The sequence below is a fragment of the Lysobacter sp. ESA13C genome, from assembly GCF_019970005.1.
GTDB classification, from domain to species: domain Bacteria; phylum Pseudomonadota; class Gammaproteobacteria; order Xanthomonadales; family Xanthomonadaceae; genus Lysobacter; species Lysobacter antibioticus_B.
In genome coordinates, this window is the sequence record NZ_JAHXYK010000002.1 from 288,926 (window position 1) to 309,249 (window position 20,324).

Below are 20,324 nucleotides of genomic sequence, written 5' to 3' on the forward strand. Positions count from 1 at the left end.
CATTTACTGTGTCGCAGTGCTTGACTTACGCCCATGCGAGTCAAAGGCGCCACCGTCCAGAAATTCCTGCTCGGCATAGCGCTGTTGGCGGCGCTGGCCTGGAATCTCGCGCACGCCAGTGAAATCAAGGGCTTGGAGCTGCGCACCGGGGCCACCGGCACGCGCGCCGAGATCGCCCTCGACAAGAACGCCGATTACAAAGTCCTGAGCCTGAAGGGCCCGGACCGCCTCGTCGTCGATTTGCCGGCCTCCAGCGTCGGCAAAAGCGTCAAGCTTCCGGCCGGCGCCGGCATCGTCAAATCCGTCCGCACCGGCGCACCGCAGCCGGGCACCGTCCGCATCGTCTTCGATCTCGCCCAGCCGGTCGCCGCGCTCAAGCCGCGTATCGAGCAGGGCGGCTCGGGCCCGCGCCTGGTCCTGGAATGGCCCGGCGACGGTATCGAACCCAAGGCCGCGGTCGCCGCCGCGCCCGCACCGGCCGCCGCTGCGCCGACGGCGACCGCGAACGCGCCGGCCGCGACGGTCGATCCTTCGGTCGAGTCCGCTGCCGCGACCAGCCGCCTGATCTCCGAACTGGCCGCCCGCAATGCTGCGGCGCCGGTGGCCACAACGACGGCCCAGATGCCGACCGCGTCGGTGCCGCATCCCGCTGCCCATGCTTCTAACTTGCAGGCTTCGAACCTGCAGGCTTCGAACCCACAAGCTTCGAACGCACAGGCTCCGGTCGCGCAGCTTCCGAATAACCAGGCTCCGGCGCTGGCCGGCGCTGCAGCGACGTCGCCGGCCGCCAACCCCCAGCAACTCGCCGCCCAGCAGGCTGCGCGCCAGGCGGTGTTCGAGCAGGCCGCGCAGGCACCGATGCCGACCACGGTCGCCAGCGGGGTTCCGACCCGCATCGCCACCGGCGTCCCGACCCGGGTCGCGACCGGCGTGCCGACGCCGATGCCCGGCGCCGCGACGGCTCCGGCCGCAGCGATACCCGAAAGCGCGCCGCCGGCCGGCGCGGTCAAGACCCTCAAGGACGTCATGCGCGGCCGCGGCATGCGCCCGCTGGTGATCGCGATCGATCCCGGCCACGGCGGCCAGGACCCCGGCGCGATCGGCCAGTCCGGCAAGCGCGAGAAGGACGTGACCTTGGCGATCGGCCGCGAACTCGCGCGCCAGATCAACGCCACGCCTGGCCTCAAGGCCTACATGACCCGCGACACCGACGTGTTCATCCCCTTGCCGCGTCGCGCTCAGTTGGCGCGCCAGGCCAAGGCCGACATGTTCATCTCGATCCACGCCGATGCCGCCGAAAACCGCGCCGCCAAGGGCTCGTCGGTGTACGTGCTGTCGCTCAAGGGCGCGTCCTCGCAGCGCGCGCGCTGGCTGGCCGACAAGGAAAACGCCTCCGACCTGGTCGGCGGCGTGCGCCTGCAGCAGACCGACAACACCCTGACCTCGGTCTTGCTCGACCTGACCCAAAGCGGCCATATGAAGGCCTCCGAAGACGCGGCCGGGCACGTGCTCAGCGGCCTCAAGCAGGTCGGCCACAACCACAAGCCGCACATCGAGCGGGCCAACTTCGCTGTGCTGCGCACCTCGGACATGCCGGCGATGCTGGTCGAGACCGCGTTCATCTCCAATCCGGAAGAAGAGCGTCGTCTCACCGATCCCTCGCATCAGCGCGCGCTGGCGCGCGCGGTGCTCGACGGCGTCAACACCTATTTCACCCGCCAGCCGCCGCCGGGCACGATGTACGCGGCGCGCGCCGAGGCGCAACTGCCTTCGCCGGGTGGGTTCGGAGGCGGCGGCAGCCCCTGAGGCAGCGGCATTCGTCTCGTATCAGACCGATCGACGGCCCCTCGGGGCCGTTTTCGTTTTGCCCACGCGGCCCGGTTGTTGAATCCTTCTCCCGCTTGCGGGAGAAGGTGCCCGAAGGGCGGATGAGGATGGCCCCGCTTGCGGGAGAAGGTGCCCGAAGGGCGGATGAGGATGGCCCCGCTTGCGGGAGAAGGTGCCCGAAGGGCGGATGAGGGTGGCCCCGCTTGCGGGAGAAGGTGCCCGAAGGGCGGATGAGGGCAGGGCGCATAAGTCTCGGAACCGCCGGCACGCCCAAACCGCAAGCTGCGGATCGCGGAAGCCGCACCCCAACGGCTATCATCGATCCCCATCCCCCGACGGTGCCGCGCGCACCGAATGCCGCCTGTGAGCATCCGCCAACTGCCCGACACCCTGGTCAACCAGATCGCCGCCGGCGAAGTGGTCGAACGTCCCGCCTCCGTGGTCAAGGAACTGGTCGAGAACGCCCTCGACGCCGGTGCGCGCCGGGTCGACATCGACCTGGAAGAGGGCGGCGTGCGCCTGATCCGGATTCGCGACGACGGCGCCGGCATCTCGCCGGAAGAACTGCCTTTGGCGATCTCGCGCCACGCCACCAGCAAGATCGCCTCGCTCGACGACCTGGAAGGCGTGACCACCCTGGGTTTCCGCGGCGAAGCCTTGCCCTCGATCGCTTCGGTCAGCCGTTTCGCCTTGTCCTCGCGCCGCATCGGCGAAGACCGCGGCGCCATGCTCGAAGTCGACGGCGGCCGGGTCGGCGAGATCGCGCCGAAGCCGCATCCGCAGGGCACCACGGTTGAAGTCCGCGATCTGTTCTTCAACGTGCCGGCGCGGCGCAAATTCCTCAAGGCCGAACGCACCGAGCTCGGCCATATCGAAGAGTGGCTGCGCCAACTCGCGCTGGCCCGTCCCGACGTCGAACTGCGCGTCTCGCACAACGGCAAGCCGACCCGGCGCTGGAAGGGCGAGGGCGACCTGGTCGACATGGGCCTGTCGGACACCCGCATCAGCGAGGCGCTCGGCGAAGAGTTCGCCAAGAACGCGCTGCGCGTCGAACACAGCGGCGCCGACCTGCGCCTGCACGGCTGGATCGCGCAACCGTCCTACAACCGTGCCAGCGCCGACCAGCAATACCTCTACGTCAACGGCCGCGCGGTGCGCGATCGCAGCATCGCTCACGCGGTCAAGCAGGCTTATGCCGACGTGCTGTTCCATGGCCGCCAGCCGGCCTACGTGCTGTTCCTCGAACTCGATCCGCGCCGCGTCGACGTCAACGTGCATCCGGCCAAGCACGAGGTGCGGTTCCGCGATGCGCGCCTGATCCACGATTTCGTCTATCGCACCCTCAACGATGCCCTGGCCGAGACCCGCGCCGGCATGGCCCAGCAGACGCCCGCGGGTGCGGAACCGGCCGCTGCCGGTGCCGCCGGCTCGTCGATGTATGCCTGGCGCCCGCAGGCGCCGCTCGGCCTGCAGGTGCAGGAAACCCGTGCCGGTTACGCCGCCCTGTACGGCAACGGCGGTGGCGGTTCCGCCGGCGGCTCTTCCTATGCCGGTGGCGGTTACGGCGCCGGCGCGGGCAGCGGCAGCGCCTATGCGATGCCGCCGCGCGAAACGAGCGATGGCGTGCAGTCGCCGGGCTTGCCGCACAGCGACGACCAGACCCTGCCGCCGCTCGGTTATGCGATCGCGCAGTTGCACGGCATCTACGTGCTGGCCGAAAGCGCGGAAGGACTGATCGTGGTCGACATGCACGCCGCCCACGAACGCATCGGCTACGAGAAGCTCAAGACCGCCCACGACGGCGAAGGCCTGCGCACCCAGCCCTTGCTGGTGCCGGCGAGCCTGGCGGTGTCCGAGCGCGAGGCCGAAGTCGCCGAGCGCGAGGAGGCGACGCTGGTCGCGCTCGGATTCGAAGTCACCCGCAGCGGCCCGCAGTCGCTGACCTTGCGCGCGGTGCCGGCACTGCTGGCGCACGGCGACGTCGAGGCCTTGCTGCGCGACGTCCTCGCCGACCTGCGCGAGCACGGCGAATCGCGCCGCGTCGCCGCGGCCCGCGACGAATTGCTCTCGACCATGGCCTGCCATGGTGCGGTGCGCGCGAACCGACGTCTCACTTTGCCGGAAATGAATGCGTTGTTGCGCGAGATGGAGGCTACGGAACGCTCCGGTCAATGCAATCATGGCCGCCCCACCTGGGCGCGCTTCAGCCTGCCCGAGATCGACCGCTGGTTCCTGCGAGGCCGTTGAGATGACCGCAGCACGCTCCTTTGCACGCACTTTGTCGCGCACGATGTCCGCGCCGGCACTGTCGGCCTTGCTGTTGCTCGGCCTGGTGGCCTGCGATTCGCCCGAACGACAGGCCGCGCAGAAGCGCGAGGTCGCGCGCGCCGCCGCGGTCAGCGACACCTTCGCCCGCGACCAGCAACTGTGGCGCCAGCAACGCAAGGACGAGCTGCTCAAGCCCGACGGTTGGGCCAGCCTGGTCGGCCTGTATCCGATCGACACCGGCTCGCATTATTTCGGCAGCGACCCCGACAACGGCATCCGTCTCGGCGTCGGCCCGGCCCATTTCGGCCTGCTGTCGCTCAACAAGGGGCGCCTGCGTTTCATCCCCGAACGGGGCCAGTCGCTGACCCTCAACGACCAGCCGCTCAAGGGCGCGGTCAATCTGCTCGCCGACGACTATCCGGCCGGCCCGAGCAAGATCGGTTTCGACGAGGGCAAGGGCATCCTGACCGTGATCAAGCGCGGCGACCGCTACCTGTTGCGCGCACGCCATGCGCAGGCGCCGACCCTGACCGGCTTCAAGGGCATCGACTACTGGGAGCCGCAGCAGGAGTGGAAGCTCAGCGCCAAGTTCATCGCCCATCCGGCCGGCAAGAGCATCGACATCGTCAACATCATCGGCACCATCGAGGCGACGCCGAACCCGGGCGCGATCGAGTTCGAGCGCGACGGCCAGACCTATCGCATCGAAGCGTTGGACCAGGGCGGCGACGAACTGCTGCTGGTGTTCGCCGATCGCACCAGCGGCCACCAGAGCTACAGCGCCGGGCGTTTCCTCGACGTCGCGCGGCCGAACCTGCAAGGCCTGGTGACGGTCGATTTCAACAAAGCCTACAACCCGCCGTGCGCGTTCACGCCGTTCGCGACCTGTCCGCTGCCGCCGGCGGAAAACCGTCTCGACCTGGAAGTCGCCGCCGGCGAGAAGACCTACAAACACGAGGACACCGCGCCGGCCGCGAGCGCCACCGCTCAGGCTTCGTGACCCGATTGCTTTCATCGCCAAGCGAATCACCAGCGCGCCCCTCCATCCCCCTTTACCCGAGTCCGACGCGCCCGTCGCCGACCCAAGGATCAGTTTGCCCATGCGGTTCCTGAAGCTGTTCGTCCTGCCCTTGTTCACCGCCTCGGTGCTCAGCGCCTCGTTGACCTCCGCGACCGCGATCGCCGCCGGCGACGTGCCCGCGGCGACCGCGAAGGCGCCGCCGGTGCCCTTGCTGTGGAAAGTCTCCGACCAGGACAACGCGGTCTATCTGCTGGGCTCGTTCCATCTGCTGCGCGCCGACGACTACCCGCTGTCGTCGGACATCGACCAGGCGTTCGCCGGCGCCGGCAAGCTGGTGTTCGAAGTCGCGCCGGAAGAGATGTTCGACCCGACCGTGCCGCAGCGTTTCATGGCGCGTGCGCGCTACGACGACGGCCGCACCCTGAGCAAGGTGCTGCCGGCCGACCTGCGCGAAAAGCTCAACCGCGTGCTGGCCAAGAACGGCAGTTCGCTGGCGCAGCTCGACGCGCTGGAACCGTGGTTCGTCAACTTGTCGCTGGTGCTCGGCGTTTCGCAGTCGATGGGCTTCAGCCCGCAACTGGGGCTGGACCAGTACCTGATGCGGCAGGCGGCCGAAGCCGGCAAGCCCACCTCGGGCCTGGAGACCATGGAGTTGCAATTGCAGGTCATGGATTCCGGCCCGCTGCCCGAGCAGATCACCGCGCTGCGCGAGTTCGTCGACAAGCCCGAGGACGTGCCGGGCATGCTCGACGAAATCCATTCGGCCTGGCGCAACGCCGATCTCGCCATGCTCGACGAGAAGGCGCGCGTGGAGATGGAACAGAAGACCCCGGAGACCTACCGGATGGTCAACCTCGAGCGCAACGAAGCCTGGGTGCCGCAGATCCAGAAGATGCTCGACGAGTCCAAACAAGGCGACACCCTGGTCGTGGTCGGTTCCTTGCACTTGCTCGGCAACGACGGTCTGGTCGAGCGCCTGCGCAGCAAGGGCTATACGGTCGAACGCGTGTGTTCGACCTGCGCGCCGGCCGACGGCCCGGTGCCGGTGATCGGCGCCGAGCGTGCCTTCGCCGCCAAGGAGGCCGGCAAGCCGGTCGAGCCCAAGCGCGGCAAGGACAAGCCCGCCAAGGATGCTTCCGGTAAGCAAGAAAGCGGCAAGCACGAGAGCGGCAAGCACGAAGCGGGCGAGGCCGAGGCGGCCAGGCAAGACCCCGCCAAGCACGCGCCGGCACGCGCCGAAGCCAAGCCGACCGCCCCGTCGCGCTGAGCACGAGCCGGGCGATGACCGAAGCAGCCGGCTTCGATTTTGCGGCGCTGCACGAGGACATCGTCGTCGCGGCCATGGCGGCGTTCGCGGAGATCTCCGCCTCGCAAAGCGACGACCCGGTGCGCGCGTTCGCGCTGTACTCCGATTCCGGCGCGATGACGGTGTGCCCGGCGATGGCGACCGCCGATTACCTGCGCCGCATCGACAGCGAATACCCCAGCGAGCGTCTGTACTACCGTTATTCGCCGTCGGAATGGCCGTTGGAAGGCGTCGGCGCCGACGAACAGTTCGGACGCTTGTGCGATCGGCTGCGCGAGCATGTGTTCGCTCTTGAGGCTCGCGACGGCGGCGCGGCCTTCGCCGATTTCAAGGCGCGTTTGATGGACACGCTGGTCGAGAGCGCGGAATCGTTGCGTAAGCAGTGCTTCGCCGGGCTCGGCGAGGACTTCGTGGTGTTGGCGACGATTTCCGACGACGACGAGCCGGCCGCCGAATTGAACCGGCGCGTGGCGCGCTTGAATTCGCCGGCGATCGCGGCCGAATTCGCCGCTTGGTCGAGCGGCTGGCGCGACTAAGCGCCGAGCATCGCGTCCGCGGCCGGAACCAGCACGATGCAATCCACCGGGCAGGCCGGCACGCACAGCTCGCAACCGGTGCACAGCGGTTCGATCACCGTGTGCATGTGCTTGGCCGCGCCGATGATGGCGTCGACCGGGCAGGCCTGGATGCACTTGGTGCAGCCGATGCAGTCGGCTTCGACGATCAGCGCCAGCGGCGCGGGTTTGTGCTGGCCGCGGCTGCGGTCGTAAGGCTGCGCCGGCACGCCCAGCAGGCGCGCCAGGGCGCGCGCGCCGGCGTCGCCGCCGGGCGGGCAATGGTCGATCCCGGCCTCGCCGCGCGCCATCGCTTCGGCGTAGGGCCGGCAGCCGGCGTAGCCGCATTGCCCGCACTGGGTCTGCGGCAATAGACGGTCGAGGCGCTCGGTCAGATCCATGGGGCTAGAAGTGAGGGCAGAGGAGTGAGGAGTGAGTAAAGGCGGCCGTGTGTATCGGCTTTGTTGAAGCGCCTTGTAGCCGGGACTCGCTTCTCACTCCTCCAAACTCACTGCTCGCCGGCCGTCACTTGACCGGCATGCCCGCTGCGGCGCCGCTGTCGACGTCGAGCAGATGCAGGCCGTCGCCGTCGAAACCGGCCGACAGGATCATGCCTTCGCTGATGCCGAAGCGCATCTTGCGCGGGGCCAGGTTGGCGATGAACACCACCTTGCGGCCGACCAGCTTGTCGGGCTCGGCGTACGAGCCGCGGATGCCGGAGAAAATCTGGCGCGTGCCCAGTTCGCCGGCGTCGAGTTCGAAGCGCAGCAGCTTGTCGGAGCCTTCGACGAATTCGCAGACGCGGACCGTACCGATGCGCAGGTCGAGCTTGGCGAAGTCGTCGATGCCGACCGTAGCGACGGTCGCTGCATTGGCGCCCGGGGACACGACAGCCGGCGTTGAACTCGCGACGGCGACGACAGCTGCTGGGACTTTGCCATCGGCGGTGCCGACAGCGACGGCGGCCGGGGCCGAGGCGGCGAGGGATTCTTTGCTGGCTTCAATCATGGTGTCGATCAGTTTGGTGTCGATGCGGGTGAAGAGCGGCACGTAGGCGCCGATGCGATGGTCGAGCAGCGGCTCGGCGAGGTCCTCCCACAGCGTCACCGGCGCGGCGAGGAAGGCCTCGGCCTCGCTCGAGACGCGCGGCAGCACCGGCTTGAGCGCGGCGGCGAGCACGCGGAACAGGTTCAGGCCCTGCGTGCACACGGCCTGCAGATGCGTTTCCGCGCCTTCCTGCTTGGCCAGCACCCAGGGCTTGTGCTCGTCGATGTATTTGTTGGCCTCGTCGGCCAGCGCCATGGTCAGGCGTACCGCGCTGGCGGCTTCGTTGCGCGCATAGGCTTCGGCGATCGGCGTCAGCTGGGCGACGAAGCGCTGGTACATCGCGGCATCCGGCAACACCGCCGAGAGCTGGCCGTCGAAACGCTTCTCGATGAAACCGGCGCAGCGGCTGGCCAGGTTGACGAACTTGCCGACCACGTCGGCGTTCACCCGCGCGACGAAGTCGGACAGGTTGAGGTCGATGTCCTCGACGCCGCCGCTGGTCTTGGTGGCGAAGTAATAACGCAGCGCTTCCGGGTCCAGGCCGACGTCGAGATAGGTGCGGGCCTGGATGAAGGTGCCGCGCGACTTCGACATCTTCTCGCCGTTGACCATCAGATAGCCGTTGACGTGCAGGCGGGTCGGCGCGCGGAAACCGGCGCCGTGCAGCACCGCCGGCCAGAACAGGCCGTGGAAGGTGACGATGTCCTTACCGATGAAGTGGTGCAGTTCGGCTTCGCTGTCGCGGGCGAGGTAAGACCAGAAATCCAGGCCTTCGCGTTCGCACAGGGCCTGGAAGCTGCTCAGGTAACCGATCGGGGCGTCGAGCCAGACGTACAGGTACTTGCCCGGGTGGCCGGGAATCTCGAAACCGAAGTAGGGCGCGTCGCGCGAAATATCCCAGGCGCGCAGGCCGCCGTCGACGTCGAGCCATTCGTGCAGCTTGGCCTTGATGCCGGGCGTGGCGACGTCGCCGGCCAGCCATTCGCGCAGGAAGGCCTCGAAATGGCCGACCTCGAAGAAGAAGTGTTCGGACTCGCGCAGCTCCGGCGTCGCCCCGCTGACCACCGAGCGCGGCTCCTTCAGTTCGGTCGGCGCATAAGTCGCACCGCAGTTCTCGCAGTTGTCGCCGTACTGATCGGGGGTGCCGCAGTTCGGGCAGATGCCCTTGACGTAGCGGTCGGGCAGGAACATGCCCTTGACCGGGTCGTACAACTGCGCGACCGAGCGGCGGGTGATGTGGCCGCTGTTGTCGAGGCGCGCGTAGAAGCCTTCGGTCAGGGTGCGGTTGCCGGCCGAGTGGGTCGAGTCGTAGTGATCGAACTTGACCCCGAAGTCGGCGAAGTCGCGCTCATGGCTCACCTGGACGCCGGCGATGAAGGCTTCCGGGGTCAGGCCGGCCTTCTCGGCGCCGAGCATGATCGGCGTGCCGTGGGTGTCGTCGGCGCAGATGTAGTGAACGCGGTGGCCGCTCATTCGCTGCGCGCGGCACCAGATGTCGGCCTGGCCGTAACCGACCAGATGACCGAGGTGCAGCGGCCCGTTGGCGTAGGGCAGGGCGTTGGAGACGACGATTTCGCGGGACATGAGTGCGGGTGCCGTGGGTGGTCGTGAATTATGGCATGGGCCTGCGCGCCGGCCGTGGCGGACCGCCGGGTCTGCGGCCGGCGTCGGCGCAAAAAGAAACCCGGCGCACAGGCCGGGTTTCCGTGGATCGCGGACCGGCGCCGTGTTTACTGCTGGCGCATCCAGGTCTGGGTGCGGCCGAGCAGCGAGAAGCCCATGAAGCCGCGGACTTCGAGTTTCTTGCCGCTGTCGGTCGGGGTGACCTTGACCGAATAGATCTTGCCGGTGGCCGGGTCGAGGATCTGGCCGCCGTCCCAGGTGCTGCCGTCCTTGCGGATGCCCCACAGGATCACCATGCCCTTGACCGGCTTGTTCTTGCGCTCGCCCGAGCACTTGTCGCAAGTGGGGTTCGGGCCGCGATCGGATTGCAGGACTTCGTTGACGCGGCCGGCGAGGCTGCCGTCCTTGGCTTCGTAGATCTCGACGACCGACTTGGGCTTGCCGGTCTTGTCGTCGACCGTGGTCCAGGTGCCGACCGGCGTGGCCTGGGCGAACGCCGCCATCGGCAGGGCGAGCAGCAACAGTGCAAACAGTTTGGTACGCATGGGTCCCCTCCCAGGGATTAGGCGTGATCGAACCACATTCGGACCGCGCTCGGACCGCTCGACAGGCCGGCCGCTGTTCGCGGTTGCAGCCTTTATACCGCATCCGCCGGGGTATGGAAGTCGACTCGGGCCGCCGTTCAGGCGGGCAAAAAGAAGCCCGGCCTGGGCCGGGCTTCCTGTCTATGCGGTGTCGCTTGCTGCGAGGATCAGAACTTGTAGGTGGCGCCGGCGTAGACGTAGCGGCCGATGCTGTCGTAGTTCGCGTTGTCCTCGGTCTCGCCGAAGTAGTTCAACGGCGGATCCTTGTCGAACACGTTGTCGGCGCCGATGTACAGGTCCAGCCCGGTGTTCGGGACCTTATAGCCGATCTGCAGGTTGTGATAAGTGTAGGACGGGTTGCGGATCGGCGAGACCTGGCCCGGGTTGCTGTTGTAGCTCTCCGGCACCACGCGCAGGTTGCCGTCGATGTAGCGCATGTCCCACGAACCGCGCCAGTTGCCGTGCTTGTAGCTGGCGTTGAGCGAGGCGCGCCAGCGCGGATCGCTGACGTAGGTCACGTACTCGTCGTACTCGGCCGGGAAGTCCTGGAACGGCCATTCGCGCGAGGAGATCAGGCGGGTGCCGACGAAGCGCAGCGCGGCCTGGCCGCCCAGCATTTCGAAGCGGTAGTCGGCTTCGATGTCGACGCCGGCGCGGCGGGTCTTGGCCAGGTTCTCGCTGATGGCCTTCCAGTTGTAGATCGAATTCGCCGGGAAGGTGCGGCCCTGCGAGTCGACGTAACCGGCGGCCGGCGCGCGCTGGATCAGGGCGCAGAAATCGTTGCCGATGCCGCCGGGCGAATCGACGCAACGGGTGGCGATGGTCTGCGCGGTGACGGCGCCGATGGCGTCGGTCAGGGTGACGCGCCAGTAGTCGACCGACAGGCCGAAGCCTTCGATGAATTCCGGCTGCCAGACCAGGCCGTAGGACAGCGAGCGCGCTTCTTCGACGTTCAAATCCGGGTTGCCGCCGCTGAGGCCCGGGCGGTTGCCCGAATAGGTGTCGCGGTAGTTGGCCGGCAGGCCAAGAGCGGCGCAGTTGCTCGCGCGCAGGGCCGGATCACCCGCGGTCGAGACGCCGTTGGTGACGCCGGGACGGGTGTCGCAGGGGTCGTAGATCGTGGCGAAGTTCTGGGTCTGCGGGTTGAACAGCTCGCCGATGTTCGGCGCGCGCACCGCTTGGGCGACGCTGCCGCGCAACCGCAGCGAGTCGTTGATCGCCCAGTCCAGGCCGACGTTCCAGGTCTTGGTCGAACCGACCGTGTCGTAGTCGGAGTAACGGCCGGCCAGGTCCATGCTCAGGCGCTGCACGCCGGGCAGGTCGGCCAGCAGCGGCACGGTGGCTTCGGCGAAGATTTCCTTGACGCTGTATTCGCCCTTGCGGCTCGGAATGGCGTTGAGGAAGGTCAGGCCCTGCGCCGCCAGCGGATCGGTGATTTCCTCGCTGGTTTCCTTGCGGTATTCGATACCGCCGGCGAAGCCGACGCCGCCGGCCGGCAGCTCGAACAGCGCGCTGTTGGCGACCGAGGCGCTGAACACGCTCTGGGTGATCTTGCTGCGGTTGATCGCGTCGTAGTTGAACCAGGCCGCGGCCTTCGGATCGACCGCGCCGTTGCCGAACACGCTGAAGGGCACGCAGCCGGCGCGCGAGATGTCGAGGTAGGCGCGGCCGGTGTTCGGGTTGATCGCGTTGGGATCGACCGAGACGCGGCAGGCGAGGTTGCCGTTGGCGTCGCGCACCACGTCCATGCCGGCCTGCCAGCGGTCGTTGATGCGGTTGTTGAGGTTCAGGCGGTCGATTTCGGTCTTGCCGTAAACGCCGGACACTTCATAGGTCCAGTTCTCCGACAGATAACCTTCGAGACCGGCGACGTAGCGCTGAGTCTTGCGGTCGACCTGTTCGCCGCGACGGCCGGCGTCGACGTTGAAGCGGCTGATCTGCAACTGGCTGGCCGGCGAAGCGAGACCGTTGGCGTCCATCAGCGCGCCGAGCTGCGGCGAGATCAGGGCGTTGTCGCGGCGGATGCGGATCGGCTGATCGAACGCCGGCTGGCCGAGGAAGTCCGATTCGGTCTTGGTGTACTTGCCTTCGAAGAAGAACTTGTGGTTCTCGTTGATCTCGAAGTTGAGCATGGTGTTGACGCTGTAGCGGTCGAAGCCCGGTTGCAGGTCGGCGACGCCGTTGAGGTCGGCGAAGTCGCAGTCGATGCAGGTGTTCGGTCCGTCGCGCGGGCCGTCGTAACGGTTCGGGCGGAAGCTGCCGTCGTCGTTGAACAGATAGCGCTTGCCGCCGAGGTTGAAGGTGCCGCCGTAGGACAGGCTGGAGTTGCCGCCCGGGCCCATGAATACGCGCTGCGGGTTGGTCTGGCTCGGCGGCTTGCTCGGGTCGAAGTTCGGGTTCGGCATGCTGACGTTGAACTCGCGGCCGATCTTGCGATCGCCGCGGCCGAAACGGTCCTGCTTGCTGTACTCGGCCGAGTACACGATGTTGCCGCGGCCGCCGGCGAATTCGTTGCCGCCGGTGGCGCTGATGAAGGATCGGCTGAAATCGCCTTCGCTGGCGTCGCCGGTCTGGGCGCGGATCTCATAGCCGTCGAACTTCTTCTTCATGATGAAGTTGACCACGCCGGCGACGGCGTCGGCGCCGTACACGGCCGAGGCGCCGCCGGTGATGACTTCGACACGCTCGATCAGTTCGACCGGAATCGTGTTGACGTCGACCGCGGTCGAGCCCGAGGTACCGCCGACATGGCGGCGGCCGTTGACCAGCACCAGGGTGCGCGCGCTGCCCATGCCGCGCAGGTCGAGCAGGCCGAGGCCGGCGGTGCCGATGGCGCGGGTGGAGTTGCCCAGGGTGTAGGTGGCCGACAACTGCGGCAGGGTGGTCATGAGGTCGGCGATGGTCACCGCGCCGGTCGAGCGGATTTCCTCGGCGCTGATGCCGACCACCGGCGAGGGCGTGACGAAGCCGATGCGCTTGATGCGCGAGCCGGTCACGGTGACCGCGTCGATGTCGGTCGCGGTGTCGGCCGGGGCCGCGTCCTGGGCGTAGCCGGTGCCGGCGACCGAGACCAGCATCGCGCTGACCAGCGCCGCCGTCAGCCTGCTGCGGCGCAGGCCCTGCGAGTTGCGTACTGCCATTGAGTTTTCCCCTAACTGAGAGCGTAAGTGCATGTTTCGGGTGCCTTCCTGGCGGATTAACAATCCCTTTACAAACCTGAACTTAACACGCACGTAATATTTCCCTGCTTGCCCGGGGCGGTGTTTGATTTTGCCGAGTGCCAACATTCAAGCGATTGATTGCAATGCAGTTTCGCGCTTGTTGCTGAAGGGCGACCATTGCCGAAAGGCAGGTCCCTGCACGGATGAGCGCGACCGCGATCGCCGGAATCTGTGACAGCGCGCTGGTGTGATATGCAATTTATGGTTGCTGATTGAGCGGCCATGTTGCCGGCGCCGAGCCGGTCGGGCGCCGCCGCTGCCGGCCTGTCGGAGCGGCGTCGAATGCGGCCGCGCGCGCATGCCGGGCAGGACGCTGCCAGGCGCAGGCCTTACCATGTGCGCAGGCCGCCGCGCGGCCCGCCCCCCATTCAGAGTCCCCATGCGCATCCACACACCCCGTACGGCCGGACGGCCGGTATGAGCGAGACCTTGCAGGCCGCGATCGCGGCACTTTTCATTCCCGAGACCGACGTGCGCCTGGGCGACAGCGAGGCGCGCATCCGCGCCGGCGTCGGCGAAGGCCGCGCCGCGGTTTCGATCACCGCCGGCTATCCGCTCGAGGGCCTGCGTGCCGCGCTGGAAACGGCGATCGGCGAGCTGCTGGCGGGCCAAGGCCTCAGCCTGGCGAGCCTGGAACTCAACACCCGCATCGTCTCGCACGCGGTCCAGCCGAAGTTGGCGCCGCTGCCGAGCGTGCGCAATGTGATCGCGATCGGTTCCGGCAAGGGCGGTGTCGGCAAGTCGACCACCGCGGTGAACCTGGCCCTGGCCCTGGCCGCCGACGGCGCCCGCGTCGGCGTGCTCGATGCCGACATCTACGGCCCCAGCGTGCCGATGATGCTGGGCCTCAGCGGCCGCCCCGACAGCCCGGACGGCAAGAGCATCGAACCGATGCGCGCGCACGGCCTGGAAGCGATGTCGATCGGCCCGCTGGTCGAGCAGGACACGCCGATGATCTGGCGCGGCCCGATGGCGACTTCGGCGCTGACCACCTTGCTCAACGACACCCGCTGGGGCGAGCTCGACTATCTGATCGTCGACCTGCCGCCCGGCACCGGCGATATCCAGCTGACCCTGTCGCAGAAAATCCCGGTCGCCGGCGCGGTCATCGTGACCACGCCGCAGGACGTGGCCACGCTCGATGCCAAGAAGGCGCTGCGCATGTTCGAGAAGGTCGAAGTGCCGGTGCTCGGGCTGATCGAGAACATGGCCGTGCACGTGTGCTCGAACTGCGGCCACGCCGAGCATCTGTTCGGCGAAGGCGGCGGCGCGCGCATGGCCTCGCAATACGGCGTGAGCCTGCTCGGCAGCCTGCCGTTGGAAATCGGCATCCGCGAGCAGGGCGACGCCGGCGTGCCGATCGTCGCCTCGGCACCGGATTCGACCGCCGCGCGCGCTTACCGCGCCGCCGCGCGCCGGCTCGCGGTGCAGCTCGCGCTGCGGCCGCGGGTGACGCCGTCGATCTCGGCCTCGCTGCTCGGCTGAGCGCGGCCCGCATTACCTCCCTTACCATCGGCGGCCTGGCTGCCCTTACTGGAACATCGCAATGAGCATCAAGTCCGACCGTTGGATCCGCCGCATGTCCGAGCAGCACGGCATGATCGAGCCGTTCGAGCCCGGCCAGGTCAAGCACGCCGCCGACGGCCAGCGCATCGTCAGCTACGGCACCTCCAGCTACGGCTACGACGTGCGCTGCTCGCGCGAGTTCAAGGTCTTCACCAACATCAACTCGACCATCGTCGATCCCAAGCATTTCGACCCGGGCAGCTTCGTCGACATCGAGAACGACGTCTGCATCATTCCGCCGAACTCCTTCGCCCTGGCGCGCACCGTCGAGTACTTCCGCATTCCGCGCGACGTGCTGGTGGTCTGCCTGGGCAAGAGCACCTATGCGCGCTGCGGCATCATCGTCAACGTGACCCCGCTGGAGCCGGAGTGGGAAGGCCACGTCACTCTGGAATTCAGCAACACCACGCCGCTGCCGGCGCGCATCTACGCCAACGAAGGCGTGGCGCAGATGCTGTTCTTCCAGTCCGACGAAGTCTGCGAGACCTCCTACAAGGACCGCGGCGGCAAGTACCAGGGCCAGGTCGGCGTGACCCTGCCGCGCACCTGAGCCCGGCCCGCTGCGGCGAGCGAGGCGACAGCGACGACCGACGGCCTGGCGCGGATGCGTGCCAGGCCGTTCTCGTATGCGTGCGGCCCGCCGCGCCGGTCCGCGGCCGGCGCGGACGCAAGGCGGCGAATCGGTCGAGGCGAATCGGCCGACAGGATGCGTATTGATGCCGCCGGCCTGTTATCGTTCGCCGTCACAATTCGACAGGCGTCGCGGCAGGGGGCCGTTGGCGTCATCTCAACCAAGGAGCAAAGGAATGGACCCGCAGAACCCGTATCAAAGCCCGCAATCCTCGCTGACCGCGCCCGAGCCCGACGGCGAGGAATTGGCCGATCGCGGCATCCGGCTGGTCGCCGCCATCATCGACGCCGTGATCATGCTGGTGTTGCTGATGCCGGTGATGTTCGTCGGCGGTTATTTCGAACAGGTCATGACCGCGGCCCAGGCCGGCGAACAGACCTTCGGCCTGCAGATGATGTGGGGCTTGATCGGCATCGTGGTGTTTTTCCTGGTCCAGGCCTACCCGCTGAACGCCAGCGGCCAGACCTGGGGCAAGAAGGTCATGAAGATCAAGATCGTCGACATGGACGGCCTGCAGCCGAGCCTGGCCGAGCTGCTCGGCAAGCGCTACCTGTTCTCGCAGGGCGTCGGCCTGATTCCGTGCCTGGGCGCGATCGTCCAACTGGTCGACGTGCTGATGATCTTCCGCGACGACCGCCGCTGCCTGCACGACCAGATCGCCGGCACCAAGGTCGTGGTCGCGCGCTGATCCCGGACGCGTCCTCGCCTCAAAAAAACGCGTCGATGCTTTCGCATCGGCGCGTTTTTTATGGCCTCGAGAACGCCCGGGCCCTGGGTAGGAGCGGCGTCCCACTGGGATTTCCTCCGGTCATACGCCGCGACCGCGCATCCACAAGATGTCGACGATTCCAGGGTAGGAGCGGCGCGAGCCGCGACCGCGCCGCTAAGACCACCGGCGCAGCCTTCAGAAAGCCCGCGCTCAGCGCCGCTGATAGGTAACGAAAAACCCCTGCAGATCGCCGTTCTCGATATACGGCTCGACGCTGACCACGTCGTAATCGCGGGTGGTGAAGGCCTGATGCGCGCGGCTCAGCGCGTTGGCCGCGCCCTGGTTGCGGAAACCCCAGCTCGCGTCGACCCACAGGGTCACCGCGATCAGGTTCTTGTTGACGGCCTCGGTGGCGACCTGCTCGGGGTTCTTGTCGAACAGGCCGGCGTGCGCGGGGGCGGCGATCGAGCCGGCGACGGCGGCGGTGGCGAGCAGGGCGGCGAGCAACAGGCGATGCATGGGGGATACTCCGTCGGATATTGGATGGGTAGGCGAACGCCCGGTTCAGTGTTCGGCGCCGCCGGCGATGCGTCGGTCGACCCGCGTGGTCAGCGCCGTCTCCAGCGCCACCCGCAGGCCTTGCACGACGGTATCGATCGCCAGACTCGGCGCACCGGCATGGCGCGCAGCCTGTGCCGGAGCATACGGAATGTGGATGAAGCCGCCTCGAACGCCGTCGTGGCCGCGCAGGGTATGCATCAGCCCATAGAACAGGTGATTGCAGACATAGGTGCCGGCGGTCTGGGACACCTCGGCCGGGATGCCGGCCGTGCGCAGCGCCGCGAGCACGGCCTTGATCGGCAGGTCGGTGAAGTACGCGGCCGGGCCGTCGGCGACCACCGGCTCGTCGATCGGTTGCGCGCCGCGGTTGTCGGCGATGCGCGCATCGTCGAGGTTGATCGCGATGCGCTCCAGCGACAATTGCGCGCGGCCGCCGGCCTGGCCGACGCACAACACCAGCGCCGGCCGCAGGCTGTCGATGGCTTCGTTCAATTCATCCAGGCATTGGCCGAACGCGACCGGCAGGCAACGCGCGACGATGCGATGTTCGGCGCCGTCGTTGCCTGCGATCGACGCGCCGTCGAGCCGGCGTACCGCGTCCCAGCTCGGGTTGTCGGTTTCGCCGCCGAACGGCGCGAAGCCGGTCAACAGGATCGGTGCTTGCAGAGCCGGCGCTTGCAGAGTCGGTGCCTGCACAGTCGGTGCCTGCACAGTCGGCGGGCGCGCCTTCATCGGAACGCGATCCAGTACATCAGCGCGACGTTGCAAGCCAGCAGCACCACGCCGGTCGGCCATTGCGCGCGGATCACGCCGTAGGGGTCCTTGAGTTCGAGCAAGGCCGCCGGCACCAGGTTGTAGTTCGCCGCCATCGGCGTCAGCAGGGTGCCGCAATAGCCCGAGAGCATGCCGATGGCCGCCAGCGAGGCCGGTTCGGCGCCGTGGTGATGGACCAGCAAGGGCAGGGCGATGCCGGCGGTCATGACCGGGAACGCGGCGAAGGCGTTGCCCATGATCACGGTGAACAAGGCCATGCCGAGCGCGTAGGCCGCGACCACGACGAAGGCGTTGTCGACCGGAATCACCGAGCGCACCACGCCGGCCACGGCCTGGCCGACGCCGCCGGCTTCGAACACGCTGCCGAGCGTGGCCAGCAGCAGCGGCAGCAAGGCCGCCCAACCGATCGAATCGACCAGGCGCCGCGATTGCTCGACGCCGCTCCACGGCGTCTGCCCGGTCAGCCGGCATGCGGCCGCGAGCGCGATCAGGCAGGCGATCGCGAGCGCGATCAGGGTGACGTTGGCGGTCTGCAGCAAGGGCGTGTCGCCGATGCGCACGTACTTCAGGCCGAGCGCGCCGATCAGGGTCACGCTGGGGATCAACAGCGCCGGCCAGAACAGCCGGTTGCCGAGCCGCTGCGCTTCGTCCTGTTTTTCTTCGGCGGCGGTTTCGTCGTAACCGCCCTTGCCGAGGCCGCCGAAACCGGCGAGCACCGCGAGCACGACCACGCAGGCGCCGACGACTTTGTTCGGAAGATGCTCGGCGGCGAACATCAGCAATGCGATCAGGCCCCAGAACGTGCCGTTCGCATGGCGGCGCGGATTCGAGCGATCGCGCAGGCCGCGCCAGGCGAGGACGCCGAAATAGGCGCCGAGCACCCAGTAGACGAAGGTCAGGGTGATCATGGCGCGGGCGCTTCGGTCGTCGCCGCAACGGCGCGCCGTCGCGCCAGTCCGCGTTCGAAGCGCACGATCCGCACCGAGTGGATCACGAAGGCGCAGATCGCGGTCGGAATGCCCCACAAGGCGATCTGCAGCGGATCGAGCGTGAAGCCGTGCTCGGCGAAGAAGCTCTGGATCAGCAGCACCGCGCCGAAGGCGATGAAAATGTCCTCGCCGAAGAACATGCCGACGTTGTCGGTGCCGGCGGCCAGGGCGCGGATGCGTTGGCGTTCGTCGTCGTCGAGCTCGCCATGGCGGGTCTGCGCCGCGCCCTCGGCCATCGGCGCGAGCAGCGGCCGCACCGTCTGCGGATGCCCGCCGAGGCTGGTCAGGCCGATCGCCGAAGACAGCTGGCGCATCAGCAGATAGGCGACCAACAGCCGCGCCATGGTCGCGCCGCGCAATCGCGCGACCCAGTTTTGCGCGTGTTCCTTCAGGCCGTGGCGTTCGAGCAGGCCGATCACCGGCAGGGTCAGCAGGAACAGCAACAGAAAGCGTTTCTCGGTGAACGCTTTGCCCAGCACTTCGAGGATGTCCAGCGGCGACAGCTGCGCCGCCAGGCCGGTGATGAAACCGGCGGCGACCACGACCAGGGCCGGATTGAGCCGCAGTACGAAGCCGATCACGACCGCGGCGACGCCGATCAGGGGCCAATAGTTCATGCCACGCCCTCGCTCATGGAAATTCGGTGATGCGGTTTGCCGATGGCGCCGTCTGCGATAGGGCGCGGGCGCTCATGCGACCGGCAGGATGCGGATGCCGTCGGCCACGAGCGCGTCGCGCAGCGCGCGCGCGAACGCCGGCGCGTCGCTGCGGTCGCCGTGCAGGCACAGGGTGTCGGCGCGCAGCGCGATGCGGCCGCCGTCGGCGGTGGCGACTTCGCCGCGCACGACCAGGCCATGGACCTGGGCGATCGCCGCGTCGAGCGACTCGATCACCGCGCCGGGCTGGCCGCGCGGCAACAGCCGGCCGTTGCGGGCATAACCGCGCTCGGCGAAGACCTCGTGGGCGACGCGCAGGCCGGCGGCTTCGGCCGCGTCGGTGAGCTGCGATTGCGACAGACCGTAGACGATCAGGTTCGGATCGAACGCGGCGACCGCGCCGACGATGGCTTCGGCGACGATGCGGTCGTCGGCGGCGAGGTTGTACAGCGCGCCGTGCGGTTTGACGTGGCTCAGGCGCACGCCCTCGTCGGCGGCGACCGCGGCGAGCCGGGCGAGCTGGTTGAGCATCAGCATGCCGATCTCGTCGCGGCTCAGCGGCAGGGTGCGGCGGCCGAAGTGTTCGGGATCGTCGTAACCCGGATGCGCGCCGGCGGCGACGCCGTGTTCGCGGCACAGGCGCAGGGTTTCGCGCATCGTCGCTTCGTCGCCGGCATGGCCGCCGCAGGCGATGTTGGCCGAACTGACGAAGGGCAGGATCGCGGCATCGTCGCCGCAACCCTCGCCGAGATCGCAATTGAAATCGATGCGGTCCTGCATGAGGCGAGACTCCGCGCGGCTATTTGCCGCGCTTGAACAGCAGACCCAGGCCCACGGCGATCAGGATCGCCGGCCACCAGGTCATCAGCAAGCGGGTCAGGCTGACATTGGTGAGGCCCAGATTGTTGAGCAGGAACAGGGTGCCGATGACGATCAGGATCAGGGCGCCGACGACGTTGGATTTCATTGCTGCGGTCTCGTAAGTGG

18 protein-coding genes are annotated in these 20,324 nt (G+C 67.9%); 8 read left to right on the forward strand and 10 right to left on the reverse strand.

The features are described 5' to 3' along the window. Positions 1 to 33 precede the first annotated feature (33 nt). The 5 genes from LC490_RS24505 (at position 34) to LC490_RS04545 (ending at position 6,958) form a co-directional block, all read left to right on the forward strand. Positions 34 to 1,806, forward strand: a complete 1,773-nt coding sequence (locus LC490_RS24505) for an N-acetylmuramoyl-L-alanine amidase (RefSeq protein ID WP_305067575.1) — start codon at positions 34 to 36, stop codon at positions 1,804 to 1,806. A 384-nt stretch (positions 1,807 to 2,190) separates the two neighbouring features. Next, positions 2,191 to 4,074 (forward strand): DNA mismatch repair endonuclease MutL, encoded by a 1,884-nt coding sequence (mutL, locus tag LC490_RS04530; RefSeq protein ID WP_223619419.1) that lies wholly within the window; start codon positions 2,191 to 2,193, stop codon positions 4,072 to 4,074. A 43-nt stretch (positions 4,075 to 4,117) separates the two neighbouring features. Then, on the forward strand, positions 4,118 to 5,095 hold the full coding sequence (locus LC490_RS04535) for a DUF1684 domain-containing protein (RefSeq protein WP_223619420.1): 978 nt from the start codon (positions 4,118 to 4,120) through the stop codon (positions 5,093 to 5,095). Positions 5,096 to 5,195: 100 nt separating this feature from the next. Further along, entirely contained in the window at positions 5,196 to 6,383 is a 1,188-nt protein-coding gene (locus LC490_RS04540; protein ID WP_223619421.1) for a TraB/GumN family protein, read from the forward strand. 14 nt (positions 6,384 to 6,397) lie between these two features. Next, positions 6,398 to 6,958 (forward strand): DUF4303 domain-containing protein, encoded by a 561-nt coding sequence (locus tag LC490_RS04545; protein WP_223619422.1) that lies wholly within the window; start codon positions 6,398 to 6,400, stop codon positions 6,956 to 6,958. Here LC490_RS04545 and rnfB read toward each other — a convergent pair. From rnfB to LC490_RS04565, 4 genes are all read right to left on the reverse strand, one after another. After that, positions 6,955 to 7,377: an Rnf electron transport complex subunit RnfB gene (gene rnfB, locus LC490_RS04550; RefSeq protein ID WP_223619423.1), complete on the reverse strand. Its 423-nt coding sequence runs from the start codon at positions 7,375 to 7,377 to the stop codon at positions 6,955 to 6,957. The genes LC490_RS04545 and rnfB overlap by 4 nt on opposite strands. Positions 7,378 to 7,501: 124 nt before the next feature. Further along, the gene (gene metG, locus LC490_RS04555) at positions 7,502 to 9,607 is read right to left on the reverse strand and encodes a methionine--tRNA ligase (RefSeq protein WP_223619424.1); all 2,106 of its coding nucleotides are present in this window, start codon (positions 9,605 to 9,607) and stop codon (positions 7,502 to 7,504) included. Between the two features lie 146 nt (positions 9,608 to 9,753). Continuing rightward, the gene (locus tag LC490_RS04560) at positions 9,754 to 10,191 is read right to left on the reverse strand and encodes a DUF2147 domain-containing protein (RefSeq protein WP_031372260.1); all 438 of its coding nucleotides are present in this window, start codon (positions 10,189 to 10,191) and stop codon (positions 9,754 to 9,756) included. Between the two features lie 206 nt (positions 10,192 to 10,397). Further along, positions 10,398 to 13,370 carry a TonB-dependent receptor gene (locus LC490_RS04565; RefSeq protein WP_223619425.1) on the reverse strand — a complete coding sequence of 991 codons (2,973 nt, stop codon included), beginning with the start codon at positions 13,368 to 13,370 and terminating at the stop codon, positions 10,398 to 10,400. Positions 13,371 to 13,868: 498 nt separating this feature from the next. Between LC490_RS04565 and apbC the strand changes: the two genes are divergently transcribed. The 3 genes from apbC (at position 13,869) to LC490_RS04580 (ending at position 16,336) form a co-directional block, all read left to right on the forward strand. Next, positions 13,869 to 14,936: an iron-sulfur cluster carrier protein ApbC gene (gene apbC / locus LC490_RS04570; RefSeq protein WP_223619426.1), complete on the forward strand. Its 1,068-nt coding sequence runs from the start codon at positions 13,869 to 13,871 to the stop codon at positions 14,934 to 14,936. Between the two features lie 61 nt (positions 14,937 to 14,997). Then, positions 14,998 to 15,567 carry a dCTP deaminase gene (dcd, locus tag LC490_RS04575; protein ID WP_031372257.1) on the forward strand — a complete coding sequence of 190 codons (570 nt, stop codon included), beginning with the start codon at positions 14,998 to 15,000 and terminating at the stop codon, positions 15,565 to 15,567. A gap of 256 nt (positions 15,568 to 15,823) precedes the next feature. Continuing rightward, positions 15,824 to 16,336 (forward strand): RDD family protein, encoded by a 513-nt coding sequence (locus LC490_RS04580; RefSeq protein ID WP_031372256.1) that lies wholly within the window; start codon positions 15,824 to 15,826, stop codon positions 16,334 to 16,336. Between the two features lie 231 nt (positions 16,337 to 16,567). Here LC490_RS04580 and LC490_RS04585 read toward each other — a convergent pair whose 3' ends face one another. The 6 genes from LC490_RS04585 to LC490_RS04610 all read right to left on the reverse strand — a co-directional run bounded on the left by LC490_RS04585 (position 16,568) and on the right by LC490_RS04610 (position 20,304). Continuing rightward, the gene (locus tag LC490_RS04585) at positions 16,568 to 16,876 is read right to left on the reverse strand and encodes a hypothetical protein (protein ID WP_036148699.1); all 309 of its coding nucleotides are present in this window, start codon (positions 16,874 to 16,876) and stop codon (positions 16,568 to 16,570) included. 45 nt (positions 16,877 to 16,921) lie between these two features. Next, positions 16,922 to 17,650: a pyroglutamyl-peptidase I gene (pcp, locus tag LC490_RS04590; RefSeq protein ID WP_223619427.1), complete on the reverse strand. Its 729-nt coding sequence runs from the start codon at positions 17,648 to 17,650 to the stop codon at positions 16,922 to 16,924. After that, positions 17,647 to 18,600, reverse strand: a complete 954-nt coding sequence (locus LC490_RS04595; protein ID WP_223619428.1) for a DUF979 domain-containing protein — start codon at positions 18,598 to 18,600, stop codon at positions 17,647 to 17,649. The genes pcp and LC490_RS04595 overlap by 4 nt, the downstream gene beginning before the upstream one ends. Continuing rightward, positions 18,597 to 19,298: a DUF969 domain-containing protein gene (locus LC490_RS04600; RefSeq protein ID WP_031372253.1), complete on the reverse strand. Its 702-nt coding sequence runs from the start codon at positions 19,296 to 19,298 to the stop codon at positions 18,597 to 18,599. Before LC490_RS04600 ends, LC490_RS04595 begins: the two co-directional genes overlap by 4 nt. Before the next feature lie 72 nt (positions 19,299 to 19,370). Further along, the gene (locus LC490_RS04605; protein ID WP_223619429.1) at positions 19,371 to 20,117 is read right to left on the reverse strand and encodes a 5-oxoprolinase subunit PxpA; all 747 of its coding nucleotides are present in this window, start codon (positions 20,115 to 20,117) and stop codon (positions 19,371 to 19,373) included. A gap of 19 nt (positions 20,118 to 20,136) precedes the next feature. Further along, positions 20,137 to 20,304 carry a DUF5668 domain-containing protein gene (locus LC490_RS04610; RefSeq protein WP_031372251.1) on the reverse strand — a complete coding sequence of 56 codons (168 nt, stop codon included), beginning with the start codon at positions 20,302 to 20,304 and terminating at the stop codon, positions 20,137 to 20,139. Positions 20,305 to 20,324: the final 20 nt, after the last annotated feature.

What these genes read in the sequence shown, in the direction of transcription:
- LC490_RS04565 (WP_223619425.1), bottom strand. Translation starts at nt 13,370, where the DNA reads ATGGCAGTACGCAACTCGCAGGGCCTGCGCCGCAGCAGGCTGACGGCG.
- LC490_RS04595 (WP_223619428.1), bottom strand. Translation starts at nt 18,600, where the DNA reads ATGATCACCCTGACCTTCGTCTACTGGGTGCTCGGCGCCTATTTCGGC.
- LC490_RS24505 (WP_305067575.1), top strand. Translation starts at nt 34, where the DNA reads ATGCGAGTCAAAGGCGCCACCGTCCAGAAATTCCTGCTCGGCATAGCG.
- LC490_RS04585 (WP_036148699.1), bottom strand. Translation starts at nt 16,876, where the DNA reads ATGCATCGCCTGTTGCTCGCCGCCCTGCTCGCCACCGCCGCCGTCGCC.
- metG (WP_223619424.1), bottom strand. Translation starts at nt 9,607, where the DNA reads ATGTCCCGCGAAATCGTCGTCTCCAACGCCCTGCCCTACGCCAACGGG.
- LC490_RS04545 (WP_223619422.1), top strand. Translation starts at nt 6,398, where the DNA reads ATGACCGAAGCAGCCGGCTTCGATTTTGCGGCGCTGCACGAGGACATC.
- LC490_RS04600 (WP_031372253.1), bottom strand. Translation starts at nt 19,298, where the DNA reads ATGAACTATTGGCCCCTGATCGGCGTCGCCGCGGTCGTGATCGGCTTC.
- LC490_RS04605 (WP_223619429.1), bottom strand. Translation starts at nt 20,117, where the DNA reads ATGCAGGACCGCATCGATTTCAATTGCGATCTCGGCGAGGGTTGCGGC.
- rnfB (WP_223619423.1), bottom strand. Translation starts at nt 7,377, where the DNA reads ATGGATCTGACCGAGCGCCTCGACCGTCTATTGCCGCAGACCCAGTGC.
- dcd (WP_031372257.1), top strand. Translation starts at nt 14,998, where the DNA reads ATGAGCATCAAGTCCGACCGTTGGATCCGCCGCATGTCCGAGCAGCAC.
- LC490_RS04610 (WP_031372251.1), bottom strand. Translation starts at nt 20,304, where the DNA reads ATGAAATCCAACGTCGTCGGCGCCCTGATCCTGATCGTCATCGGCACC.
- pcp (WP_223619427.1), bottom strand. Translation starts at nt 17,650, where the DNA reads ATGAAGGCGCGCCCGCCGACTGTGCAGGCACCGACTGTGCAGGCACCG.
- LC490_RS04560 (WP_031372260.1), bottom strand. Translation starts at nt 10,191, where the DNA reads ATGCGTACCAAACTGTTTGCACTGTTGCTGCTCGCCCTGCCGATGGCG.
- LC490_RS04580 (WP_031372256.1), top strand. Translation starts at nt 15,824, where the DNA reads ATGGACCCGCAGAACCCGTATCAAAGCCCGCAATCCTCGCTGACCGCG.
- LC490_RS04540 (WP_223619421.1), top strand. Translation starts at nt 5,196, where the DNA reads ATGCGGTTCCTGAAGCTGTTCGTCCTGCCCTTGTTCACCGCCTCGGTG.
- LC490_RS04535 (WP_223619420.1), top strand. Translation starts at nt 4,118, where the DNA reads ATGTCCGCGCCGGCACTGTCGGCCTTGCTGTTGCTCGGCCTGGTGGCC.
- apbC (WP_223619426.1), top strand. Translation starts at nt 13,869, where the DNA reads ATGAGCGAGACCTTGCAGGCCGCGATCGCGGCACTTTTCATTCCCGAG.